The following is a 23,002-nucleotide window of genomic DNA, read 5'->3' on the forward strand; positions in this document are numbered from 1 at the left end:
CGTGCCGGGCCTGGCCGGACGGCTCGCCGAGTTCGTGCGGGCCCTGCGGGCGCACGGCATCCCGGCCGGTCCGGGCGAGACGGCCGACGCGGCGGCCGCGCTGGAAGTGCTCGGCCTGGACGACCGCGACCTGGTCCGCGAGGGGCTCGCCGCCGCGCTCGTCCGCCGGGGCGGGCAGCGGACGGTGTTCGACGCCGCGTTCGACCTGTACTTCCCCGCCGGCGTCGGAGCCCCGGAGCTGGCGCGCGAAAACCCGCCGCGGGACCGGGAGGAGCTGCGGGAAGCGCTCGCCGAGGCCCTGGCCGAAGGCGACGACCAGGCGCTGGACCAGCTCGCCGGGCTCGCGGTGGACCTGCTGGGCCAGTACGGCGCCGGCACCGGCCCGGGCGGCGGGTATTCCGCGCACCAGACGCTGGACCGCCTGCAACCGCAGACGCTCATCGCCCAGGTGCTCGCCGCGATGCGCGGCTCGGGCTCCGGTTCGGGTTCCTCGGGTTCCTCGGGTTCCTCGGGCGAGTTCGCCGACCGGCTCACCCGCGACGAAATCCGCCGCCGCGTCGAGGGTTTCCGCGGCCGGGTGCGGACCGAGGCGCGCCGGCGGGCCGCCGAACTCCGGGGCCGCGAACGGATCGCCCAGCACGCGATCGCCCCCGCCGCCGACCGCGTGGACTTCCTGCTCGCCAGCCGGACGCAACTGGCCGAACTGCGCCGCACGATCCAGCCGCTGTCCCGCAAACTCGCCACCAGGCTCGCCGCGCGCCGCAAACGCACCACACGCGGCCAGATCGACTTGCGCCGAACGCTGCGTCGTTCACTCTCCACCGGCGGCGTGCCCTTGCGGCCAGCCTACCGGCATCGCCGCCCCGGTCGCCCGGAAATCATCCTCCTGTGCGATCTTTCCGGTTCGGTGGCGGGATTCGCGAACTTCACGATGCTGCTGGTGCAAGCGTTGCGGGACCAGTTCAGCAAAGTCCGCGTTTTCGGCTTCGTCGACAGCACCGACGAGGTGACGCATCTCGTGGACACCGGCGCCGCCGATCCCGAGCAGCTGGGCGCGCGAATGCTCAGCGAGGCCGCGGTGGTCCGCTGGGACGGCCACAGCGATTACGGCCGTGCGCTGGGACAATTCACCTCGCGCTGGCTGGACGCCGTCGGCCCGCGCACGTCGGTCCTGATCCTGGGCGACGCCCGGACGAACGGCGGCGACCCGAACCTCGAGGCCGTCCGCGCGATCCGCTCCCGTGCCCGGCACGTCCACTGGCTGAATCCTGAGCGCCGGGCCCTGTGGGGTACCGGCGATTCGGCCGCGCCGGACTACGCGGAGCTGGTGGAGATGCACGAATGCCGGAACGCGCAGCAGCTGGGCGTGCTGGTCACGCGTCTTCTGCCGACCTGAGCCAGTCGTCGATCTCCTTGTGCAGCAACGCTTTGGCCTCTTCCGGCGCGAACGAGGCGGTCACCGCGTTGCCGGCCAATCGAGCCAAAGTCGCGTCGTCGTACCCGAAAATTTCCCTCGCCCGAGTGAATTCGTCGGTGATCGTGGTGCCGGTGACGTCCGGGACATCGGTGTTGAGCGTGACCCTGAGACCAGCGTCGATCAATCGGGGCAGCGGATGCTCCGGAAGCGACGGAACCAACCCGAGCACGACGTTCGACGAGGGACACACCTCAATCGGCATCCCGCTTTCCGCGAGCCGAGCGGTCAGGTCCGGATCCTCCACGATGCGAATTCCGTGGCCGATCCGCTCAGCACCACCGATTTCGAGCGCCTCGCGCACGCTGTCCGGCCCCGCGTCCTCGCCAGCGTGGTGAACGAGATGCAGCCCCGCCTCCCGCGCCTTGACGAACACCTCCCGGAACGGAGCCAGCGAATACCTTTCCTCGCCAGCCATGCCAATCGCGACGACCTCTTCGTGCCGCTTGGCCAATTCCAGGGTCTTCTCGGCTCGCTCGACCGACCTCCGCCGCGAATGGTCGAGGATCAGCCTCCATTGCAGCCCATGCTCTTTCCCGCCCTCCGACAGTCCGTTGAGGACCGCGGCGAGGGGAAGTTCAAGGTCCCCGACCCGTTCCCCGTGCGAGGCAGCGGTAAAGGTCACCTCGACGTACCGAGTCCCCTGCGCGGCTTCGTCCGCGCAGAATTCCCGCGCGATCCGCTCGAAGTCCTCGGCTTCGCGCAAACACGACCGAGTGAGACTGTTCCGATCGGCGAACGCCCGAAACCCGTTGAACGAGGCCGGCTTCCCGGGCAGCCGAACACCATGGGCGGCCGCGAGTTCCTCCAGCGTACCGGGACGAACGGTGCTCTCGAGGTGGACGTGCAGATGCACCTTGGGAAGAGCCGAAAGATCGCGCACGATCGGATGATGCCTGCCCCGCGCTCCTCCTGTCACCCGAGTTTCGCCGGGAACCCGAAGCGGCCGGACGGCGTTGGGCAGGTGACTGAGGTTTCTTAGGGAAAGGACTTGTGCGCGATGGCTCTGATGAAGAAACTCACCATGCTGGCTGGCGCCGCGGGCGCGGTGTCGTACGTGCGGAAGAACCCGGAGAAGGTGAACGAGGCCGTAGGCAAGGCGGCGCGCTTCGTGGACGAGAAGACCAACGGGCGGTACCACTCGCAGATCACGGGAGCGGTCCGGAAGGTCTCGGAAACAACCCGCGCCCGGGCGGCTGAGTGAGCCCTGGCGTCGACGCTGGCTGGGAGGCGGCTGGTTGGCGGGGATTCTCGCGGCTGAGGTGGGGTGGCGCTGAGCGGGCGGGCCGGATTGCGGTCTGAGGCTGCGCGGGAAGCGTGCCGCGCTGACGACGTGCTGCGCTGACGACGTGCCGCGCTGACGACGTGCTGCGCTGACGGCGGGTTGGGCTGACGGGGGGGCTGGGCGTAGGCGGCGAACGCGCGGCCATGCGGACACCGGCCACAGTGGCAGATTGCCCAGATACTGCGCGAGATGGCACCCGACGGCTTCGTCGGCAGCTTCCCCGAGGAGCGCGGCCGCAATCTCATCGGCCCTCGATTCCGGAGCCGAGAAACTCCGCCATCTTCGCGTCTGCCGAGGCGCCGACCCAGGGCCGCGGAGTTGAGACGCATCGGCAGCGAAGGCATCCGCAGGCCCTGTGTGTGGGCTGAGGTGATCGGCGCCATTGGCTGAGCGGGCGGCAGTTTCGCCTCGTGCTGGCCGAGAGCCTCCAGCGGCGTTGGAACCGCGCAGTTCTCACGCCTTCGCGTACTCCCGACTGGTCCTCCTGGCCCGGCCCCGCGCGCTTCGCCTGCCGCTGAGACCCGCCTAACCCGACTCCCCACTCCACGAACCCCCGGCCGGTCGTTCCGTCGAGCCCGTCGTGCTGCTCGCCGAGTGTGGCGGTCATTCTGCCGAGCCTGCCGTGCTGCTCGCGGAGTCTGGCCGGTCACTCTGCCCAGACTGCCCTGCTATTCCGCGAAGCGGGACCGACTGCCCCTGTCCACCCTGGCTTGCGGCTCAGCCAAGTCTCGCCAGTCGTTTCGCCCAGTCCAGCCAACCGCCCAATCGCGGATCCGGCCGTCAGCCAAAGCAGAGGCTCCGACTCCCACACAACCCAGCCGGACCACGCCCCGCGCGCCAGCCTTCACTCCTCGGCCAGCACCGCCAGCACTCCCTCTCCGTACTTGGCCAGCTTGCTCTCGCCCACCCCGCTCACCGTGCCCAGCACCTCGAGCGTCGTCGGCATCATCGCGGCGATCTGGCGCAGCGTCGCGTCGTGGAAGATCACGTACGCCGGGACACCCTGTTCCTTCGCCGTCGCCGCGCGCCAGGCACGCAGGCGCTCGAAGACCGGTTCGGCTTCCGGGGGCATGTCGATCGGAGCGGCTGGCGTGCGGCGGGACGTTCGCGGGGCGCGCGCCGGGCGTTCCGGTTCGCGGCGCAGTTGCACTTCTAGTGAGCCGTTCAGCACCGCGGTCGAGCCTTCGGTCAGGACCAGCGATCCGTAATCACCTTCGACCGCGAGCAGGTTGCGCGCCAGCAGCTGCCGCACCACCGCGCGCCATTCCTGTTCGCGCAATTCGGTGCCGATGCCGAAGACCTTCAGCGTGTCGTGCTGGAACTGGGTGACCTTCGGCGTCGTCTTGCCCAGCAGGATGTCGATGATCTGGCCCGCGCCGAACTTCTGCCGCCGTTCGTTGCGCAGACGGACCACTGTGGACAGCAGTTTCTGCGCGGCGATGGTGCCGTCCCAGCGTTCCGGCGGGTTCAGGCAGGTATCGCAGTTCCCGCACGGCTGGCCGGACTGCCCGAAGTACGCGAGGATCTGCGTGCGCCGGCATTCGACCGTCTCGCACAGCGCCAGCATCGCGTGCAGGTGCTGGGCCTGCAGGCGGCGATGCCTCTCGTCGCCCTCGGAGTTGTCGATCATTTTGCGTTGCTGCACCACGTCTTGCAGCCCGTACGCGAGCCAAGCGGTCGACGGCAGCCCGTCGCGGCCCGCGCGGCCGGTTTCCTGGTAATAGCCTTCCACGGATTTCGGCAGGTCCAGGTGCGCGACGAACCGCACGTCGGGTTTGTCGATGCCCATGCCGAACGCGATCGTGGCGACCACGACGAGCCCGTCCTCGCGCAGGAACCTCGACTGGTTCGCCGCGCGGGTCGCCTTGTCGAGCCCGGCGTGGTAGGGCAGCGCCGGAATTCCGTTCTGCACCAGGAAATCCGCCGTTTTCTCCACCGAAGCGCGGGACAGGCAGTAGACGATGCCCGCGTCGCCCTGGTGCTCGGTGCGCAGGAGGTCGAGCAACTGCTTCTGCGGCGAGTTTTTCGGCACGATCCGGTACTGGATGTTCGGCCGGTCGAAGCTCGCGACGAAATGCTTCGCGTCGTCCAGGCCGAGCCGCTGCGAGATTTCCTTGTGCGTGGCCTCGGTCGCGGTGGCGGTGAGCGCGATCCGGGGCACGTCCGGCCAGCGTTCGTGCAGCGACGACAGCATCAGGTAGTCGGGCCGGAAATCGTGGCCCCACCGGGAGACGCAGTGCGCCTCGTCGATCGCGAACAGGGCGATCTTGCCGCGGTCGAGCAGCCGCACGGTGGATTCGACCGAGAGCCGTTCGGGCGCGAGGTAGAGCAGGTCGAGTTCGCCCGCGACGAAGGCTTCCTCGACCTCCTGCCGCTGGGCGAAATCCTGCGTGGAGTTGAGGAATCCGGCGCGCACGCCGACGTTGCGCAGCGCGTCGACCTGGTCCTGCATCAGCGCGATGAGCGGCGAGATCACCACGCCGACGCCCGGCCGCACCAGCGCCGGGATCTGGTAGCACAGCGATTTCCCGCCGCCGGTGGGCATGAGCACCAGCGCGTCGCCGCCGGAGATCACGTGCTCGACGATCTCCGCCTGGTCGCCGCGGAACGCGTCGTAGCCGAAGACGCGCTGCAGAGTCTCGAGAGCGGGGGAACGGGTGGCCTGCTCGGCCAGGTCGGGGTGCGCCACGCGGCCGATTCTAGGGCGGCGGACCGTCCGGGCGAGCCTGCCCCGCCGCGATCGGCGCGAGAGTCCCCGTCGCACCGGCCGTTTTCCGGGGGCCGAGCGGGCCCGGTCGCGCAGGGTGAACAGCATGGCGACTGGTGGCAGTCGGGATGACGGGACCCTTCACGCCACCCCTGTGACAGACAGTGTCGAGACAGCGGTCCCAGTGCCCTTCGCGGGCGGTCCGGAGGCGCACAATGGGATCCGTGGCTTTTCCGATCGATGACCTGACCGGGTACTTTTCCGGCGAATGGCAGCTCGCGCGCGAAATCGTCGACGTCGACGGGGCGGCGCTGGGGGAGGCGAGCGGCCGCGCGACGTTCACGTCCGCCGACGGGGTGCTCGTCTACCACGAGTCGGGAGAACTGCAGCTCGGAGCGCATCGCGGACCGTTCGTCCGGACGCTGCACTACCGGCCGGGCGGAGGACCGCGCGCCGCGGTCCACTTCGACCACGGCGGATTCTTCCACGACCTGGACCTGGCGACCGGGGAGTGGACGGCCGACCATCCGTGTGCCGCCGACTGGTATCGAGGGGCCTACCGCGTGCTCGACGCCCGCCGGTGGGAACAGGAATGGGTGGTGACCGGGCCGGCCAAGGACCACGTGATCACCAGCCGGTTCACCCGGGTGGCCAAGTGATCTTCTCGGTTGGCGCTTGATTCCGCACTGTTCTCGCACGGGACCCAGCGGATACGAAGCGAAGGTCCCGCGTGGACTACTTGCGCCGGTTGCGGAAAATCAGCAGCAGCACCACTATCGCCGAAATCGCGCAGGCCGCGGTGAGCACCATGCCCGCCCACGCGGGAATCGCGATGCCGGCGATGTTGTCGAAGCCGGGCAGGGCGCGGGGCGCGGTGATCGCCACGGGGCCCTCCGTTCGCGTCGTCGGCGTGCAGGTCGCTTTCGCCGCGGAGTTTACCTGACACCGGCCGCGACCGTCAGGTCCGAAGTGGACGGTCGCGGTCACCGCGGGTAGCCGGCGGATTTTGCCGTGCGGAAGCGGTTCTGCCGGTGCGAAGGGACCCTTCGCACCGCTCGAGTCACAGTGCTGGGCACAGCCGGATCTTCGAGGCATGATCGAGGCAAGGGCACGACGACGGAGGAGGAGCGCGAGATGAATGTGGCCGATCTGCTCGTGGACGGATTCGGCCGGGTGCGGGAAGTGGTGCACCAGGCAGTCGACGGGCTGACCGCGGAGCAGCTGGCGGCGCGCCCCGGCCCGGACGCCAACTCGATCGGCTGGCTGATTTGGCATTTGGCGAGGGTGCAAGACGACCATGTCGCGGACGTGGCGGGCACCGACCAGCTCTGGACGGCCAAGGGCTGGCGAGAGAAATTCGACCTGCCGTTCCCGGCCGGCGACATCGGCTACGGGCACAGCAGCGACGACGTCGCCAAGGTGCGGCCCCAGTCGCCGGATTTGCTCACCGGCTACTACGACGCCGTGCACGAGCACACGGTGTCCTGGGTGGCCGGTATCGACGAGGAGGCGCTGGACCGCGTGGTCGACGAAGCCTGGGACCCGCCGGTGACGCTGGGAGTCCGGCTGGTCAGCGTGCTGTCGGACGACCTGCAGCACGCCGGACAGGCGGCTTACGTGAGGGGGTTGCTGCTGGGATGATCGAGCCGGAGTGACTGACGCACCGGGCGAGTGAGCGGTCCCGCCCGGACCGCTGCAGCGGCAGTCGGCTGCGGACGGGTGGCCGGTAGCCGGCAAGTTGAGTGCGGCGGCCCGAGTTCTCGCCCGCGGAGCGTGCTCGGGAGGCCGGGGCAGCGGCCTGCAGGCGGTGGGCGGCGAAACCCGGACGGTGAGCTGGCGAAGTTCGCGGCCAGGGACGGCGGCTTGCGTGCGGCTGTTCGCGCACGGCGGTTGGCGCGTGGCTGCTCGCTCACGGCTTGTGCGCGGCCGCCCGCGGACGGCGCGACTTGCGCGCAGGCATCCGTCGACGGCGGCTTGTATGCGGCTGGTTGTGCACAGCGGGTGGTGCGTGGCTGGTCGCTCACGACGGTTTTGTGTGCAGCTGCTCGCGGACGGCGGCTTGCGCGCGGTGGTTGGCGCACGGCGGTTTGTGTGCGGCTGTTCCTGCACGGCGGCTTACGCCTGGCGTACGCCGAGCGATGGGCGTTGGCGCGGGTTGAGCGGGAGCCGCGCCGAAATCGAGACCGTCGTCGCCGACGCTGGCACGGAGGGGTTTCTGCGCGCCCGAGAAATGGCGGCAGGCCGTGGGCAGCTCAGGTTTCGGCGGCGGCGGGGGTGGGGGCGGGGCGGTGAGTCGGGCGGAGTGTGGCTGCCAGGTGGCACCACCCGGTGGCGGCTAGTCCCTGCGCGGCGAAACCCGGTCGGGAGGCGTGGGCAACCCGAGACGCCGGGCGGTCTCAGTCGTATTCCGTTCCCCGGTGGTCCGGCAGTCGCTGCGGGCCGGGGCCGGCTTGGCCCAGTTGGTCGTTCGGGTTGGCCAGGCGGCATTTGGCCAGGGACATGCAGCCGCAGCCGATGCAGTCGTTCAGTTGGTCCCGGAGCTGTTCCAGCTGGCGGATGCGCTGGTCCAGGTCGGAGCGCCAGCAGGACGAGATGCGGGACCAGTCGGCGCGGGTCGGGGTCCGGTCGTCCGGCAGGAGGGCCAGCACCTCGCGGATCTGCGCCAGCGGCATGCCGACTCGCTGCGACATGCGGATGAACGTGACCCGCCGGAGGGCGTCACGGCGGTAGCGGCGCTGGTTGCCCGCGGTGCGCCTGCTGCGGATCAGGTTCTCGTCCTCGTAGAACCGCAGGGCCGACGCCGGCACGCCGCTGCGGCGGGAGAGTTCGCCGACGGTCAGTTCGGGCGGCTCCGTTTTCGTCATGCGCTCAGCATAGCTTGACTTAAAGGGAGCTTGAAGTTCGAGACTCCCTTCCGGAGGCGGGAAACCTGTTCCGCCCCGGGAAAAAGGAGAAAAACGTGTCCGAAGCTCCCGTCCGGCTCGCTGTGCTCGTCGGCAGCGCCAGGGAAGGGCGGTTCGCCCCCACGGTGGTGCGCTGGTTCGCCCGCGAGGTCGACCGGCACGGCGGATTCTCGGTGGACGTCCTCGACGTCGCCGAGATCTCGCTGCCGCTCGCGATGAACGGCGAGGGGGCCGCGCCCGTCGCCGCCCGGCTCGAAGCGGCGGACGCGTTCGTCGTCGTCACGCCGGAGTACAACCACAGCTACCCGGCCGCGCTCAAGAACGTCCTCGACTGGTTCCGCGGCGAATGGCATGCGAAACCGGTCGCTTTCGTGTCGTACGGCGGGATTTCCGGCGGGCTGCGCGCGGTCGAGCACCTCCGTCCGGTCTTCGCCGAGCTGCACGCGGTCACCATCCGCGAAACCGTGAGCTTCCACGGGGCGCACGGCCGCTTCGGGGAGAACGGCGAACCGATCGACCCGGACGCGGCGGTCGCGGCGAAGGCGTTGCTCGACCAGCTCGAATGGTGGGCCCGGGCACTGCAGGAGGCGCGGCTGGTGCAGGCTTATCCGGCGTAGCCCGGCTACCGCGGGGAGGCCGCGGCCGATGCGACCGGGGCCGAGTTCATGGCGGCGGCGGAAGCCGGTTTGGCGCTGGGCTAACGGTGCGCGTTCCGCTGCTATCCCGGCCAAGTCCGGGCTCCGGCCAAGCCGGGGCTCGGGCCGAGCCGGGGCTCGGGCCGAGCCGGGGGTTGGGGCCAAGCCGGAGCTCCGGTCGGGCCGGGGGGCTGGGGCCAAGCCGGAGCTCCGGTCGGGCCAGGGGTTCGGGCCAAGCCGGGGCTCCGGCCAAGCTTGGGCTTTGGTCCAGCCTGCGCACTGGCAATCCTGGGGTCTGGTCAAGCCGGGACTCTGCTCACGCCCGGGTTTCGGCAAACCGAGTCGGACAAGCGGTGCACGTGCTGCACCGCGAAGGAAGGCCTCGGCAAGGCCTGCAGCGCCGGTTTCGGTTGGGGGATGGAGCGCGGCTACGCGACGTTCGTGGAGATGGACGCCGACGGTTCGGACTCCGGCTGGGCCGTGGTTCTGCTCGACCCAGACGCCGGACAAGCCCGGGTTTCGGCCAGCTGGGGCTCCGGTCCGGCCCGGGCGCTGCCAATCCTGGGCTCTGGTCAAGTCGGGGCTCCGCTCGAGCCCGGGCTCCGGCCAAGCCGGGCTTCTGGTCCAGCTGGGGTTTTCGGCTGAGCCGGGGCTCCAGTCAAGCTCGCGCGCTGGCCAAGTCTGGGCTCCCGCCGTGCCGGGATTCTGGTCCAGTCCAGGTTCCGTTCAAGCCCCGGGCTCCGCCCAAGCCCCGGGCTTCGCCCAAGCCCCGGGCTTCGCCCAAGCCCCGGGCTTCGCCCAAGCCCCGGGCTTCGCCCAAGCCCCGGGCTTCGCCCAAGCCCCGGGCTTCGCCCAAGCCCCGGGCTCCGGCCAAACCCAGGCACCGCTCAATCCCGCCCCAGGTCGGTGCCGCGAACCCCCGCGGCACCAACCCCAACGGCAGCACCTCATCCAGCGTAACTGTCCACACTGGACCGTCGAGCGAAAGCAGGTGCATGCTCCGGTCGCAGCCCGACGCCGCCGAGATAAGCAGTCACCCCGGAAAGCGCCGGGAATCGTTGCACCATCCGCATCGGTGCGGGCAGCCGATCCAGCGTTCCCTCCAGCGCCGGGCGCAGCAGCATCTCATGTTCGCCTCGCTGGCTCGACTGCACCGCGACCGTCGGCAGCAAGCGGCGGCGGCGTACTGCGGCCAGGCGGGACACCGGGACCTCGCCGCGGCGCAGTGGTTCCGCGAGGAGTCGTGCGGTGGCGACGGCGTCCTGCACGGCGAGGTTCACCCCGACGCCGCCCACGGGGGACATCGGGTGGGCGGCATCGCCGATGCACAGCGCGCCCGGGGCGTGCCAGCGCGGCAGCAGGCCCATGGTCACTTCGAGCAGCTTCACGTCCTCCCACGAACGGATGGCGGACAACTGCGAAGGCGTCCAGCCGAACAGTTCGCCCAGCCGGGAGCGGAAGCCCTCGATGGGGCCGGAGCGCAGCTGTGCGTCTTGGCCGCGGGGGATGAGGTAGGAGGTCTGGTAATAGTCGCCGCGGTCCATGGTGACTGAGGCGTATCCGGGGCCGAACCGCGCGAACACCCCCCGTTCGCCCGGTCCGGCTTTCGGCACTCGCACCTGCCAGACGTCCATCGGGACCTCCGACTCCCGCAGGGCGAGGCCGAGTTCGCGGCGCACGGTCGACCAGCGTCCGTCGCAGCCGACCGTCAGCGGGGCGGCGAGTTCGTGCACGGCGCCGGTTTCGTCGCGGTAGTTCACGCCGGTCACGCGGCCGTTCTCGCGGCGAAGGGACACCACCGACGCGCCCATGCGCAGCGAGAATTTCGGTTCGGCCGCGCCGGCTTCGGCCAGCAGGCCCAGGAATTCGGCTTGCGGCACCATCGCGATGTGGTTGTGCGGGCCGCGCAGCCTGCCGAAGTCGGCGGCGATCACGGTTTCCTCGCCGATCTCCATTTTCATCCGTTCCAGCACCGAACGGGACAGGGCGGCGAACCGGTCGCCGAGGCCCAGTTCGTCCAGCAGCCGCAGCGTCGACGGGTGCACGGTGTCGCCGCGGAAATCCCGCAGGAAATCGCGGTGCTTCTCCAGCACCACCACCTCGACCCCGGCCCGCGCCAGCAGCAGGCCCAGCATCACGCCGGCCGGGCCGCCCCCGGCCACCACGCATCCGGTCCGCTCCATCGGGACCTCCAATCTTAGAGACTCTCTAAGTTTAGAGTAACGGTAAGATTCCCGCCATGACCGGGTTGCGGGAAGAGAAGAAGCGGCGGACCCGCCAGGCGCTGATCGAGGCGGCGCTCACGCTGTTCGACGAGCAGGGCTACGACGGCACGACCGTCGCCGAGATCTCCGCGCGGGCGAAGGTGTCCCCGGCGACGTACTTCAACTACTTCGCCACGAAAGAGGACGTCGTCTTCGCTGACCAGCATCTTTACGACGAGGTGGTCGACGGGGTCTTCGCGCAGGCGCGGCCGGGCGCGCCGGTGGCGGAGCTGGTGACCAAAACCGTCCACGCGCTGGCGACGGCGGACGCCTGGAGCTTTCCGCTGGACCATCCGCTCACCGAGGTGCGCACCCGGTTGCTGGCCGGGGTCCCGGCGTTGCGCGCGGGGTACCTGCTGCGCAACGCCGCGGTGGCCGATCGGTGGGCGGAGAAGCTCTACGAAACGTGCGCGCCGCAGCTGGATCGGGTCGAGGCCGCCGCGTTGACCGGGGCGGTGCTGGGCGCGTTGGAGGCGGCGTTGCGGCAGGTGCCCGAAGGACACAGCGCGACGGAGATCGTCCTGTCGGTCGTCGAACGGGTGGTGTACGGGTTTTTGCCCGGGACGCAAGGCTAATTGCAGTACAGGGATTCCAGCTTGGTGTCCGAGGCGACCACGGTGATCCCCTTGCCGATCGGCTGCCCGGACGCCGCCAACGAAGCGGACACGGTGCAGACCACCTGCTGCAGCCCGATCGGGTACAGCAGTTTCATCGATTCGCCGACAGTCACCGTCACCGGCTGCGCCGAGGTGTCGACCGTGACGTGCCTGCCGGGCGAGAGCATCGAGTAGAAACCTTCTTGTTCCTCTACCCGCGTCGGGCCGCCGAACAGCTCGGTCAGCACCGTCGTGGGGGTCGCGTCCCTCGCCCAGGCGCGCTGCACCGGGCTGAGCTGTCCCGCGTAGACGAAGTAGAGCGTGATCTGCGGACGCGGCGCGCCCAGCTGGAATCCGCCGGGAGCGTCGCCGGCGGGGATCACTCCGGTCGGCTGGACACCGCACCCGGCGAGCGCCAAAACCGAAGCTGCCGCAAGGAAAAGCCGCAGAAGTCTCATCGTTCCTCCCTCGCGGTGCGGGGCAGGCGGAGCGTGAACCGCGCCCCGTCGCCGGTGTTTTCGGCTTCGATGTCGCCGCCGTGCAGCCGGGCGTTCTCGAGGGCGATCGACAACCCGAGGCCGCTTCCCTCGGACCGGGCCCGCGACGTGTCGGCCTTCGCGAAGCGGTCGAACACCTTCGGCAGCACCTCCTCGGGGATTCCCGGGCCGTGGTCGGTGACGGTCAGGAAAACGGTCGTTTCGTCGGCGCTCAGCCGGACTTCGACCGGAGGCGCGCCGTGGTGCAGGGCGTTGCCGACCAGGTTGGCGACGACCAGGTCGAGGCGGCGCGGGTCCGCGGACACGGTGACGCTGGGCAGGTCGGTCGCCACGGAGTCGGTCCAGCCGCGGGCGGCGAGGCTGTTCGGCACCGCCTCGGCCAGGTCGACCTCCTCGACCCGCAGCTCAGCCCGTCCGGCGTCGAAGCGGGAGATCTCGACCAGGTCCTGTACGAGCCGGGTCAGCCGCCGCGTTTCGGCCGACACCAGCCGCGCCGCCACCGCGGTGTCCGACGGCAGCTGGTCGGCGTCCTCGTCGAGGACGTCGGTGACCACGTTCATCGCGGCCAGCGGGGTGCGCAGTTCGTGCGAGACGTCCGCGACGAACCGGCGCGCGTCGGCCTCCATCTCGCGCAGCGAGCCCACGGTGCGTTCCAGTTCCGCGGCGGTGTGGTTGAACGTGGTGACCAGCTGGGCCAGTTCGTCGGAACCCTTGGCGGGCAGCCGTACGTCGAGCTGGCCGTCGCCGAGTTTGCGCGCCGCGGAGTTCAGCGCGCGCACCGGCTGCAGCACCTGCCGCGCCGCCAGCAGCGCCAGCGCGACCGCGATCGGCAGGGCCAGCGCGGTCATCAGCCACGCGCGCGTCGCCAGCTGCTCGATCGCGGCCTGCTGGGTGGCGAGCGGGACCGTTTTGTAGACCTCGATGCCGGTGTGTTCGCTCTTCGTCGCGCCGTAGCGCAGCAGCGGCATCCCGATGTAGAGCACCGGGCGCCCGCCCTCGACGACCCGCTGGAACTGGATGGACGTCCCCTCCGCGACCGCGCTGCGCAGCCCGGCGGGGATTTCCGCCGGATTCAGCCCGACGCGCGAATGCAGCGACCCGAACACCACGGTCGTGACGCCCTTGAGCGAACTCGCCATGTTGTCGAGCTGCCGCTGGTCGGGCGGGAGCGTCAGCTGCGGCAGGTAGGTCCGGACCTCGTCGCGCAGCTGCACCATCGCCGGGTCCTGCACCCCGGCCAGGATCGTGTTGCGCGCGGACACGTAGCTCGCGCCCGCCGCCGCGCCCGCGCCGACCAGCGTCATCGCCGCGAACGCCAGCACCAGCCGCAGGCGCAGCCCGGACACCCACGACCGGAGCCGGCTCACGAGCGGCCGAACCGGTAGCCGAAGCCGCGGACCGTCTGCACGTGGTCCGGCCGCGCCGGAACGTCCTCGATCTTCGCGCGCAGCCGCTGCACGCAGGCGTCGACCAGGCGGGAATCGCCGAGGTAGTCGTGCCCCCACACGGAGGCGAGCAGCTGGCTGCGGCTGTAGACCTGGCCGGGCGTGCGCGAGATCTCCAGCAGCAGCTTCAGTTCGGTCGGCGTGAGCGAGACCTGCTCGCCGTGTTTCCGCACCAGCATCCCGGCCCGGTCGATCACCAGGTCGCCGTGCTGTTCGGGGCCGGCGGCGCCGGGTTCGGCGGCTGTGCGGCGCAGCACCGCGCGGATCCGGGCGTCGAGCACGCGCGGTTCGACCGGCTTCACGACGTAGTCGTCCGCGCCCGCTTCGAGGCCGGCGACGACGTCGAAATCGTCGCTGCGCGCGGTGAGCATGATGATCGGCACCTGGCCGAGCGCGCGGATCCGGCGGCAGGTCTCGAACCCGTCGATGCCGGGCAGCATCAGGTCGAGCACCACGAGGTCGGGCGCGCGTTCGCGCAGCTGCGCGACGCCGTCCTCGCCGGTCGCCGCGGTGTGCACCGTGTGTCCCTGCCGGCGCAGCGCCAGCTCCATGCCCTCGCGGACGGACGCGTCGTCCTCGATCACCAACACCACAGCCACAGGGGCCATTATTCGGACAGCCCGCGGATTCGCGCGAGCCGGGCGGATCTTGTAGCGAAACCATGACACGGCACTGACGAGATCCCGAAATCCCGCGGCCAGGCTCGAAGGCATGGCAGTGCTGACTCCTGAAACGCCGACCGTGCCCCTGTCCGCGCCCCGGCACGCGCTCGCCCCGCCGCGGCGTTCGCGGACCGCCGTGCTCGTGGCGGCCGCGATCGGGTTCGCCGCCGCGTTCGTCGTCGCCTACCTGCTGTTCGTGCGGACCGAGGCCGGGCAGCGCGCGGAGGACGGCGTCGTGCGCTTCGCGCAGAGCCTTCCGCGGTCCACTGTGGACTGGGCGCGGCCGCTCGCCGGGATCGACGGCGTCGAGGTGTTCGGCGCGGCCGGGATCGTGATCGTGGCGCTCGCGGTGCTGCGCAAGCGGTTCGCGCTCGGGGTGACCGCGCTGGTGCTGTATTCGCTGCCGCTGGCCGCCGCGCAGCTGCTCAAGATCTACCTGCTGGACCGGCCGGACGTCGGTTCGTCCGGGGCCCCGCACCACAACAGCTTCCCGAGCGGGCACGTGAGCGCGGCCACCGCCGTGCTGCTGGCGCTGGCCGTGGTGCTGCCCGCGCGGTTCCGGACCTGGGTGCTCGCCGTGGGTGCGCCCGGCGTGGCCTGGGTGGCCGCGGCGACCGTCGCGCTCAGCTGGCACCGCCTGTCGGACACCGTGGGCGCCTGCCTGCTGGTGGCCGCGGTCGTGACGGCGGGCGCGGCGGTCGTCTCGGCGCGGCGCCCGGACGGCGGCCGGATTCCGCCGGTGCTGACCGCGGTCGCGCTGCTCGGCCCGGTCGCGGTGGTGCTGGGCGGCTACGCGGTCCTGGCCTCGGCGACGTCGGTGCCGGCCCGGTTCGTGGCGGCGCTGGTGCTGGCGGCGTTGAGCGCGGTGGCGGTGGTGCTGCTGGCGGCCGGACCGCTGCGGCGGGTGAACTTCGATCCGTCCGGGGCGCGGAACCGGTTGCGCTAGGCGCGAGTTCAGGGCCGTTCGAGGAAGACGTCTCTGAGCACGTCGGCGAACGACTGCAGCTCGATCCGCCGTTTGCCCGCGGCGTCGCTGTTCCTGATCTCGTCGGACCGGGTGTTGCCCAGGGTTTCGATGAGGACGACGTTCATCGCCGGACGGCTGCCCGCCGCGCTGGAGCCGTACATCCCGAACGTCACGCCTTCCTGGTGCGGCACCGACTGCGTCGGGTAGGTGACGCTGCCCCGTTCGTTCAGCGGGGCCCGTGCCCCTCCGGCGATCGCCCGGCTCCCCATCTCCCGGGCCAGAGCGAGATCGTCGCCTTCCGGAGCGTCCGGGCCGGCGGGCCGGTCGTGCCCGGGCCGCGGGTCGGTGGACACGCCCGCGTTGGGACCGCCAGCCACGCCGTGCACCATGGCGATGCGTTCCGGGCGGAACCGGTCGACCAGATCGAGCAGCACCAGGTTTTCCGGCAGGATCGGCCGGTTTCGCGCATCGAGCGGCCGGTTGTCCCGGTCGACCGGGACGGCGCCGACCGTTTGCCCGCGCTGGGGCAGATTCCGGTTGGGGTCGATGCCGCCCGGGGATTGCCTGCTGCGGACCGCGTAATTCGCCGGGAACAAAGTGGGGACGACGATGACGCTGAACGCGGGCACGCGCGGGTTGCCCTGGGCGTCCGGCGTCCGCAGGATCCGCAGCAGCATTTCGACCACTTGGACTCCGGCGGCCTCGGACCCGTGCACCCCGCCGACGATCATGGCGTGGCGGTTGGTTCTCCCGGGGAAATAGAACGCCTGGATCGGGTTGGGGCCGTGACCGACGTCGAAGCGCGCTTCGATGTTGCCGGGTTCGGGCCGCCACCCGTGCTCGGCGGCCCGGCGCTCCCGTTCGGCGAAGGCCTCGGCCGTCCAGCGCGGCTCCGCGCCGCGGGCGGCGAGTTCCCGGGCCAGCCAGCGATCGTCGGTGTCGCCGGGAAAGCTCCGGTCGATCCAGGGGCCCAGATCCGGGTCCTGAGCGATCGGGCCGCGAGCCCGCAGCCGGTCGAAAACGCTTGTCTTGCCGCCCGTGCGCAGGTCGGTCGTCAGCTCGTCGGTCAGCGGGCTTCGGCGGAGCACCGCCGGACCCGTGGCGGCCCGGGCCCGTCCGCCCGCGGCGACCCGGCGGGCGTCGCGTTCGGTGCTGTCCTCGGCTGCCCCGATCCGCAAGTCCGCGGGAGCCGGTGCGGCCGTCTGCTGCTGGGTGTGGGCGAGTTCGTGGGCCAGCAGGCGCCGGCCCGCCGCGGAGTGCGGTTCGTAGCGGCCGGAGCCGAAGACGATGTGCTGGCCGACCGTGTAGGCGGCGGCGCCGACCGCGGCGGCGGACTCGGCGGCGCGCGAGTCCGTGTGCACCCGGACTTCGCTGAAATCGCAGTCCAGTTCGGCGCCCATGACCGCCCGCGTGTCGCGGGCGAGCGGCTGGCCCGGAGAACGGAGGACGTCGTGCACGATCGGCGGCGCGGCGGCAGGTGCTCGGTTGCGCCGCGACGCGGCAAAGGCCCCATCCATGACAACGCCTCCGACAGTGCCGACGCGATCGGCCCCCAGCCTCCGGGCCGGCCGTCACCGCGGCGTCACCGTTCCGGGCCGCTCACGCCGGGTTGCGGCGCGGTTTGATCCGCACCGCGGGCAGCGGGGGAGCGGGCAGCCGCGCCGGGCCGCCGGGGTACGGCTCGATGGCGCCGAACTGGTCGGAATTCGCCTCCCAGGCCGCGCGGTACTCGGCGATCTCGTCGTGGCTGCGGCCGACGAAGTTCCACCACATCAGGATTTCCTCGCCGAACGGCGGCCCGCCGAGCACGATCGCCCGCGCCGGCGACGGGCCGGGGTTGTGCAGGTCGAGCGTGGCCGCGCCGATGCCGAGGTAACCGAGCTGAGCCCGTTGCAGCGGGGTGCCCGCGAAGACGATTTCCCCGGTGTCCAGCAGGACGCCGTGCTCGAAGGACGGGTCCGCGTCGAGGCGGATGCTCGCGCCCGGTTCGAGGACGAGTTCCGCGCCCAGCAACGGAGTGAAGGTCTTCACCGGCGAGGTCGCCCCGGCCAGGGTGCCGAGGAAGACGCGCGCGGTGGCCCCGTCGAGTTCGGTGGCCGGCGGCGCGTAATGCTGGAAGTCCCGCGCGGTGTGCCGGTGCTCGTCCGGCAGCGCGACCCAGAGCTGGACCCCGTGCAGCGTCGTCGTTTCCGGCGTCGACACCTCTTCGTGGCAGATGCCGTGCCCGCCGGTCATCAGGTTCAGCTCGCCGGGCCGGACCATCGCGTGCGAGCCGAGGCTGTCGCGGTGTTCGATCTCGCCGGCGAACAGCCAGCTCACCGTCTGCAGCCCGGTGTGCGGATGCGGGCCGACCGACATGCCGCCGCTGACCGAGGTGTCGTCGGGACCGTAGTGGTCGGCGAAGCACCACGCGCCGATGAGCGACCGCCGGCGCTGCGGCAGGGTGCGGCGGACCGGCATCGCCCGCGGTCCGCCGAGCGGCACGGAACGGGCGTCGAGGATCTCGACCTTGCCGGGGCCGACCGGATCGCCGCCGCACGCCAGTTCGGCCGGGTCGGTCTCGACGTTGCTCATGCCGGACACGATAACCGGCGGTGGCGCGGGTTCCTGCCCGGCTGGGGGTCGCGGGCGCCGGGAAAGGCCGCGGCGGCAAACGGCCGGAAGTGCTTCGCTGATCCTGATTCGCGGAAACCCGGCACGCGCTGCCGGCGGCAGAGGCCCGATCGGCTGGCCGATATCGCAGATTCCGGCCGAAGTCATAGCCAGGTCCGGCCGCCGCATGGTGGAGGGCTCAAAGCGGCACGGCTGACGATCCGGCGGCACCACTACGCGTCGCCGCGGGAGCGCCCCTCACGGACGGTCGAGGAGGTTGCGCAGCCAGTCGAGCGCGGTCGGGAGCGCGTTCAGCACCGAGATGTGCCCGTCGCGCGGACGCAGCCACAGTTCGGCGTCCGGGAGGTTCCGCAGGAGCCATTCGCCGTGGCTGGCCGGGACGATCCGGTCCTCGCCGCCGTGCACCAGCAGCACCGGGACCCGCACGTCGGAGACCGGGAATCCCCACGGTGCGGCATACGCGAGGTCGTCGTCGGCTTCCGCGGCCACGTCCGCCGCGGCGCCGGCGTCCTGGCCCAGCGGCGCCCAGGCGCCGCGCAGTGCCGTCCAGTCCGCGTCGGTGAAGCTCGCCGGGTCGAATTCCTGCGTTTTCCCGTGCCGCAGCCGGGTTTCCCGGCCCTCGCGCGCGGCCCGCAGCCAGCTGTCGTCGGCCATCCCGTCGTACCAGTCGTACTCCTCGGAGAACGGCGCCATTCCGCCGAGCGACACCGCGGCCGGCACCCGATCCGGCAGCCTCGCGGCGCAGGCCAGCGCGTGCGGTCCGCCGCCGGACGCGCCCGCCACCGCGAACCGCGGCAGGTCCAGGGCGTCCGCCAGCTGCCGGACGTCCTCGGCGGCCGACCCGACCGTCCGCCCGGTGTCCGGAGCGGACTCGCCGTATCCCGGCCGGGCATAGGAAACGACCCGGAAGCCCCGCGCGGCAGCGGCTTCCACGACCGGGGACAGCAAGCGGCCGGACTGCGGGGTCCCGTGGTGCCACACCACGGGAAAACCGCCGCCCCCGCTGTCGTGGACCCGAAGATTCCGGCCGTCCGGCAGCGGCACGTCCGCGGTCGTCGTCCCCATGCCGAGGACTTTAGCCGCCCCGCCGCGCTCGGTCGGCGAAATTGTCCCAGGCCTGGCGCACCAGAGCCGGATGCGCGAGCAGGTCCGACGCGGTCCGGGCCAGCGCCGACGCCGTCGCGAGCAGCACCGTCCGGGCGCGCGGCGAGCCGGTCGCCTCGGCGAACGCCCGGCTGCCGACCGCGCGCACCGGATCGTGGAGCGCGACGGACGGATGGATGGCCGGCATCCGCACGCTCAGATCGCCCACCTCCGCCCGGCCGGGAATCGCCGCGGCTCCCGCCGGGGACGCGTGGATCCCGCACGCCGCGAGATGCCGGGCGAAATGCCCGGACAGCACCGGATTGTCCTGGAACCGCGCGTGAATCGGCCCGAACCGTTCGACGTTCGCCTTGGTCCCGGTCGCCATCGCGGCGCCCTCGGCGGCCGTGGTCACCTCGGTGACGACCCGGCCGAGCGTTTCCGCGTCGGGTGCGCGCAAGCCGAAGCGGGCTTCGGCGAAATCGGGCACCGCGTCGGTGGATTCCCCGCCGTGCGTCACGATTCCCCGCACCTCCGACCCGGCGGGCAGCCGCGCTCGCAGCGCGGCGATCGCGGTGAAGACCTGCACCAGCCCGGCGACCGCGTCCGTGCTGTCCTCGGGGGCCGGTCCGGAATTCCCGTGCACGGTGACCCGCAGCTCGGTCCGGGCGGCGAGCGGCGCGGCGGCCCAGGTGTGGACGCCGGGCTGGAAGGTCAGCACCGCGTCGATGCCGTCGGCGGGGCGGTCGGTGACCACGAGCGAACCGGATTCCAGCGTCCGGACCGTCGCGAGCGCGGCCCCGACGATGGCCGCGGCGACGAGGTTGTGCCCGAATTCCCGCAGCCGGTCGGACGGCAGCAGCAGGGCGACGCACGGCCGCCCGGAACCGTAGCGCGCGGTGCGGCCGGAGACGGCGAACCCGGCGTCGGCGAGCTGGCCGAGGCCCGGCTCGCCGTCCGGGTCGCGGGACCAGGCCCAGAGCCGCTCGGCGAGCAGTTCGATCTCGTGGTCGGTCCGGTCGTGCCGGTCCTCGTCGGGCTCCATGCCGCTCAGGTACCCGCCGGGCAGCGATTCGATCCCCGGCGGAAGTGGGTAATTCGGCCGTTGGCGCGGCCCGGCCGGTGCGCGAGGGTCACTGCCATGACAGCGGGAACCTACCGGGTGCTGCCGGCCGAGGTGTCGGCGATCGTGAAGAACGTGGAAGGCCTCGGCGCCGCGGCGTTCTCGGCCGTGCGCGACCTCGAGACGCTCGTGATCGACGCCCTGTCGTTCGCCGGCATCGGCAGCGGGGTGGCCGCCGCGAACGCCTTGCTGCAGTCGAAGCTCGTGTCGTCGCTCGGCGATTTCGTGAAGCTGATCGAGCAGGTCAACGGCAAGGTGGCGCACGCGGCGCACAACTACGCCGAGGCCGACACCGCGGTGGCCCAGGGCTACGGCGGCGGCACGGGCGGCGGGGGAGCTGGGGCCGGCGGCGGCGGTGCGGCTGCTGGGGGTGCCGCACCGCACCAGCTGGACGACCGGGTCGTCGACTCGATCATGCGGTCCGAGGGCGCGAGCGGCGAACAGGGCGGAGTGCGCGAGGCGTACGGCTTCCGCGAGAGCATGCACAACGGCTACGACCAGATCATGGCCGCTCGCGAGCAGTACGGCGTCGGCAGCGCCGAGGAACGCGCGGTGGTCGCGCAGCTGATGACCGCGAACGCGCGCCGCGCCGGCGCCCTGGAATTCACCGACCCGGGCACGCAGGCCGCGATCATGTCCGGCGCGCACATGCGCGGCGCGGGCGGCGTCCGGGCGATCCTGAACCACATGGGCGGCGCGGACATCGTGCAGAGCGCGCGCACCCTCGACCCGGCCGCGGTGGAGCATCTGCGCGGGCTTTCGCCGGAGGAGTTCCAGCAGCAGTTCCGCGACGCCCGGATCGAATACGACCGGGAGGTCTACGGCGACACGACCACCCGCCAGAACGGGCACACGCAGAACTGGTGGGACCGCTACGGGAACGGACTGACCCAGCGCTACGACCGCGAACAGCGGGAGTTCCTGCGGCTGTCGCGGTGACGGCGTTCAGTCCCAGTCGGACAGCCGGGCCGTCAGGTCCTCGACGAGCCGCTTCATCAGCCGGTCGAGGAGCTGGCGGTCTTCTGCCGTCCAGTCGCTGAGGGCGGCGGAGAACCAGCCCTCGATCACGCCGACGTAGCGGTCGGCGGCGGCCTCTCCCTCCGGCGTCAGCTCGATCAGCCGGGCCCGCTGGTCGTCCGGATCGGCCACGCGCCGGACCAGGCCGCGGCTTTCCAGCGCCTGCACCTGCCGCGTCGCGTGCGGTCCGACGACGTTCATCCGGCTCGCGATCTCGCCGACCCGCAGCGGTTCGCCCTCCAGGCGCAGGATGCCGAGCACGCTCACCGCCGGCCGTTCCAGCGGCAGCCCGGTGGCCTCGACCGCGCGCTCGAACAGCTTTCCCCGGCGCAGCGTCCCGCTCAGCTCGTTCAGCCGGGGGAGCAGGTCCCGGAACAGCGAAGGGACGGCGGACATCGCGGGCTCCTTGATTAGATACCTAACTTAGGTATACAGTTGGGTCGCCGGGATCGCGGGAGGCGGTTCCGGCCGGTCTCGAAAATGATACCTAAGGTAGGCATCTATCGCTTGCCGGGGGGAAGGGGAGAACCATGAACGGGAGTGTGCTGATCTCGGGGGCGAGCATCGCGGGCCCGGCGCTGGCGTACTGGCTGAACCGGTACGGCTTCGCGGTCACCGTGGTGGAGAAGGCGCCGGCGGTGCGCGGCGGCGGGTATCCGATCGACATGCGCGGCCCGGCCGTCGAGGTGCTGCGGCGGATGGGGCTGGAGGAGAAGGCGCGGGCGCGGCACGTCGCCACCCGCCGGATTTCGTTCCTCGACGTGGACGGCAGCCTCCTCAAGGGGCTCGAACCGGCGGCGGTGACCGGGGACCTGACGGGGCACGACATCGAACTGGCCCGCGGCGACCTCACCAGCCTGCTGTACGACGCGGTCCGCGACGACGTCGAGTTCCGCTTCTCGGAGTCGATCGCGGAGCTGGACGACCGCGGGGCCGCGGTGGACGTGCGGTTCGCCAGCGGCCGGCGGCAGACGTTCGACCTGGTCGTCGGCGCGGACGGGCTGCATTCGAAGACCCGTTCGCTGATCTTCGGGCCCGAGGAGCAGTTCCACCGCTACCTCGGCTGCTGCTTCGCCGGGTTCACCATGCCCAACGACCTCGGGTTGTCGCACGAGGGGGTCGTGTGGGCCGTCCCGGGCCACAGCGCGGCGCTCTACGCCACCGGGGACGGCGACGGGGACATGCACGCGTTCCTGCAGTTCAGCCGCGAGGATCCGCCGTTCCACGCCTTCGCTGACCCGCGGGCGCAGCGCGATCTGGTCGCCAGCTGCTTCGAGGGCGACGGCTGGCTGGTGCCGCGGATGGTCGAGGCGATGCGCTCGGCGGACGATCTGTTCTTCGACGTGGTCAGCCAGATCCGCCTGCCGGTGTGGTCGAGGGGCCGGGTGGCGCTGGCCGGGGACGCCGCGCACGCCACGTCGTTCCTGTCCGGGCAGGGCTCGAGCCTCGCGATGGTCGGCGCGTACCTGCTGGCCTACGAGCTGGCCGCCGCTCCGCACGACGAGGCGTTCGCGGCGTACGAGGCCCGGTCGCGCGAGTTCGTGGAGCGCAACCAGGCGCTGGCCACGGACGGCGCGTCGGTCATGGCGCCGCGGACGCAAGCGGAGCTGGAAGCGCGGAACGCGGCGTTGCGGTCGGTGGACGGGCTGGAAGGACAGGCGCGCGGCGAGGTGTACACGCTGCTGACGCTGCCGCCGGAGCGCGCGGCCGTCTGACGTCGTGCGTGCTGGT

Annotated in this window: 22 protein-coding genes; 9 read left to right on the top strand and 13 right to left on the bottom strand. The window is 71.5% G+C overall.

The annotated features are described in order from the left end of the window. Position 1: 1 nt before the first annotated feature. The gene (locus F9C11_RS23240; RefSeq protein ID WP_409186958.1) at positions 2 to 1,396 is read left to right on the top strand and encodes a vWA domain-containing protein; all 1,395 of its coding nucleotides are present in this window, start codon (positions 2 to 4) and stop codon (positions 1,394 to 1,396) included. On the opposite strand, the gene add is transcribed toward F9C11_RS23240, so the two are convergent. Next, on the bottom strand, positions 1,374 to 2,357 hold the full coding sequence (add, locus tag F9C11_RS23245; protein ID WP_409179465.1) for an adenosine deaminase: 984 nt from the start codon (positions 2,355 to 2,357) through the stop codon (positions 1,374 to 1,376). The two genes, F9C11_RS23240 and add, sit on opposite strands and share 23 nt — an antisense overlap. A gap of 117 nt (positions 2,358 to 2,474) precedes the next feature. Here add and F9C11_RS23250 point away from each other — a divergent pair, with 117 nt between their 5' ends. Beyond that, entirely contained in the window at positions 2,475 to 2,678 is a 204-nt protein-coding gene (locus tag F9C11_RS23250; protein WP_409179466.1) for an antitoxin, read from the top strand. Positions 2,679 to 3,603: 925 nt separating this feature from the next. Here the strand turns inward: F9C11_RS23250 and recQ are convergent. Then, positions 3,604 to 5,448: a DNA helicase RecQ gene (gene recQ / locus F9C11_RS23255; RefSeq protein WP_409179467.1), complete on the bottom strand. Its 1,845-nt coding sequence runs from the start codon at positions 5,446 to 5,448 to the stop codon at positions 3,604 to 3,606. A 242-nt stretch (positions 5,449 to 5,690) separates the two neighbouring features. On the opposite strand from recQ, the gene F9C11_RS23260 reads away from it, so the two are divergent. Continuing rightward, a complete protein-coding gene (locus F9C11_RS23260) occupies positions 5,691 to 6,125 on the top strand; it encodes a DUF6314 family protein (RefSeq protein ID WP_409179468.1) in 435 nt (144 codons plus the stop codon). Between the two features lie 76 nt (positions 6,126 to 6,201). Here F9C11_RS23260 and F9C11_RS23265 read toward each other — a convergent pair whose 3' ends face one another. Then, positions 6,202 to 6,351 (bottom strand): hypothetical protein, encoded by a 150-nt coding sequence (locus F9C11_RS23265; RefSeq protein ID WP_409179469.1) that lies wholly within the window; start codon positions 6,349 to 6,351, stop codon positions 6,202 to 6,204. Positions 6,352 to 6,600: 249 nt separating this feature from the next. On the opposite strand from F9C11_RS23265, the gene F9C11_RS23270 reads away from it, so the two are divergent. Next, entirely contained in the window at positions 6,601 to 7,107 is a 507-nt protein-coding gene (locus F9C11_RS23270; protein WP_409179470.1) for a mycothiol transferase, read from the top strand. Positions 7,108 to 7,862: 755 nt separating this feature from the next. On the opposite strand, the gene soxR is transcribed toward F9C11_RS23270, so the two are convergent. Continuing rightward, complete coding sequence (gene soxR / locus F9C11_RS23275; RefSeq protein WP_409179471.1) at positions 7,863 to 8,330, bottom strand: redox-sensitive transcriptional activator SoxR; 468 nt, start codon at positions 8,328 to 8,330, stop codon at positions 7,863 to 7,865. A 95-nt stretch (positions 8,331 to 8,425) separates the two neighbouring features. Between soxR and F9C11_RS23280 the strand changes: the two genes are divergently transcribed. Further along, positions 8,426 to 8,986 carry an NADPH-dependent FMN reductase gene (locus tag F9C11_RS23280; RefSeq protein ID WP_409179472.1) on the top strand — a complete coding sequence of 187 codons (561 nt, stop codon included), beginning with the start codon at positions 8,426 to 8,428 and terminating at the stop codon, positions 8,984 to 8,986. Positions 8,987 to 9,951: 965 nt separating this feature from the next. Here F9C11_RS23280 and F9C11_RS23285 read toward each other — a convergent pair. Then, the gene (locus tag F9C11_RS23285) at positions 9,952 to 11,187 is read right to left on the bottom strand and encodes an FAD-dependent oxidoreductase (protein ID WP_409179473.1); all 1,236 of its coding nucleotides are present in this window, start codon (positions 11,185 to 11,187) and stop codon (positions 9,952 to 9,954) included. Between the two features lie 56 nt (positions 11,188 to 11,243). Between F9C11_RS23285 and F9C11_RS23290 the strand changes: the two genes are divergently transcribed. Next, on the top strand, positions 11,244 to 11,843 hold the full coding sequence (locus F9C11_RS23290; RefSeq protein ID WP_409179474.1) for a TetR/AcrR family transcriptional regulator: 600 nt from the start codon (positions 11,244 to 11,246) through the stop codon (positions 11,841 to 11,843). On the opposite strand, the gene F9C11_RS23295 is transcribed toward F9C11_RS23290, so the two are convergent. The 3 genes from F9C11_RS23295 to F9C11_RS23305 are packed head-to-tail and all read right to left on the bottom strand — an operon-like array spanning position 11,840 to position 14,405. Next, positions 11,840 to 12,322 carry a hypothetical protein gene (locus tag F9C11_RS23295; protein ID WP_409179475.1) on the bottom strand — a complete coding sequence of 161 codons (483 nt, stop codon included), beginning with the start codon at positions 12,320 to 12,322 and terminating at the stop codon, positions 11,840 to 11,842. The genes F9C11_RS23290 and F9C11_RS23295 overlap by 4 nt on opposite strands. Continuing rightward, positions 12,319 to 13,665 (bottom strand): ATP-binding protein, encoded by a 1,347-nt coding sequence (locus F9C11_RS23300; RefSeq protein WP_409186959.1) that lies wholly within the window; start codon positions 13,663 to 13,665, stop codon positions 12,319 to 12,321. Before F9C11_RS23300 ends, F9C11_RS23295 begins: the two co-directional genes overlap by 4 nt. Positions 13,666 to 13,724: 59 nt before the next feature. Continuing rightward, positions 13,725 to 14,405, bottom strand: coding sequence for a response regulator (locus tag F9C11_RS23305; protein WP_409179476.1), 681 nt, complete (start codon positions 14,403 to 14,405; stop codon positions 13,725 to 13,727). Positions 14,406 to 14,517: 112 nt separating this feature from the next. Here F9C11_RS23305 and F9C11_RS23310 point away from each other — a divergent pair, with 112 nt between their 5' ends. After that, the gene (locus tag F9C11_RS23310) at positions 14,518 to 15,414 is read left to right on the top strand and encodes a phosphatase PAP2 family protein (RefSeq protein ID WP_409179477.1); all 897 of its coding nucleotides are present in this window, start codon (positions 14,518 to 14,520) and stop codon (positions 15,412 to 15,414) included. Positions 15,415 to 15,422: 8 nt separating this feature from the next. On the opposite strand, the gene F9C11_RS23315 is transcribed toward F9C11_RS23310, so the two are convergent. From F9C11_RS23315 to F9C11_RS23330, 4 genes are all read right to left on the bottom strand, one after another. Beyond that, entirely contained in the window at positions 15,423 to 16,952 is a 1,530-nt protein-coding gene (locus tag F9C11_RS23315; protein ID WP_409179478.1) for a DUF4157 domain-containing protein, read from the bottom strand. Positions 16,953 to 17,034: 82 nt separating this feature from the next. Beyond that, the gene (locus F9C11_RS23320) at positions 17,035 to 18,009 is read right to left on the bottom strand and encodes a pirin family protein (RefSeq protein WP_409179479.1); all 975 of its coding nucleotides are present in this window, start codon (positions 18,007 to 18,009) and stop codon (positions 17,035 to 17,037) included. A gap of 276 nt (positions 18,010 to 18,285) precedes the next feature. Further along, positions 18,286 to 19,113, bottom strand: coding sequence for an alpha/beta fold hydrolase (locus F9C11_RS23325; RefSeq protein ID WP_409179480.1), 828 nt, complete (start codon positions 19,111 to 19,113; stop codon positions 18,286 to 18,288). A gap of 10 nt (positions 19,114 to 19,123) precedes the next feature. Further along, positions 19,124 to 20,176: a peptidase dimerization domain-containing protein gene (locus tag F9C11_RS23330; RefSeq protein ID WP_409179481.1), complete on the bottom strand. Its 1,053-nt coding sequence runs from the start codon at positions 20,174 to 20,176 to the stop codon at positions 19,124 to 19,126. A gap of 96 nt (positions 20,177 to 20,272) precedes the next feature. Here F9C11_RS23330 and F9C11_RS23335 point away from each other — a divergent pair, with 96 nt between their 5' ends. After that, the gene (locus tag F9C11_RS23335; protein WP_409179482.1) at positions 20,273 to 21,193 is read left to right on the top strand and encodes a hypothetical protein; all 921 of its coding nucleotides are present in this window, start codon (positions 20,273 to 20,275) and stop codon (positions 21,191 to 21,193) included. A gap of 6 nt (positions 21,194 to 21,199) precedes the next feature. On the opposite strand, the gene F9C11_RS23340 is transcribed toward F9C11_RS23335, so the two are convergent. Continuing rightward, complete coding sequence (locus tag F9C11_RS23340; protein WP_409179483.1) at positions 21,200 to 21,667, bottom strand: MarR family winged helix-turn-helix transcriptional regulator; 468 nt, start codon at positions 21,665 to 21,667, stop codon at positions 21,200 to 21,202. Between the two features lie 134 nt (positions 21,668 to 21,801). Between F9C11_RS23340 and F9C11_RS23345 the strand changes: the two genes are divergently transcribed. Beyond that, positions 21,802 to 22,986: an FAD-dependent monooxygenase gene (locus F9C11_RS23345; protein ID WP_409179484.1), complete on the top strand. Its 1,185-nt coding sequence runs from the start codon at positions 21,802 to 21,804 to the stop codon at positions 22,984 to 22,986. Positions 22,987 to 23,002 lie beyond the last annotated feature (16 nt).

It is taken from the genome of Amycolatopsis sp. VS8301801F10, from assembly GCF_046195355.1.
GTDB lineage: Bacteria > Actinomycetota > Actinomycetes > Mycobacteriales > Pseudonocardiaceae > Amycolatopsis.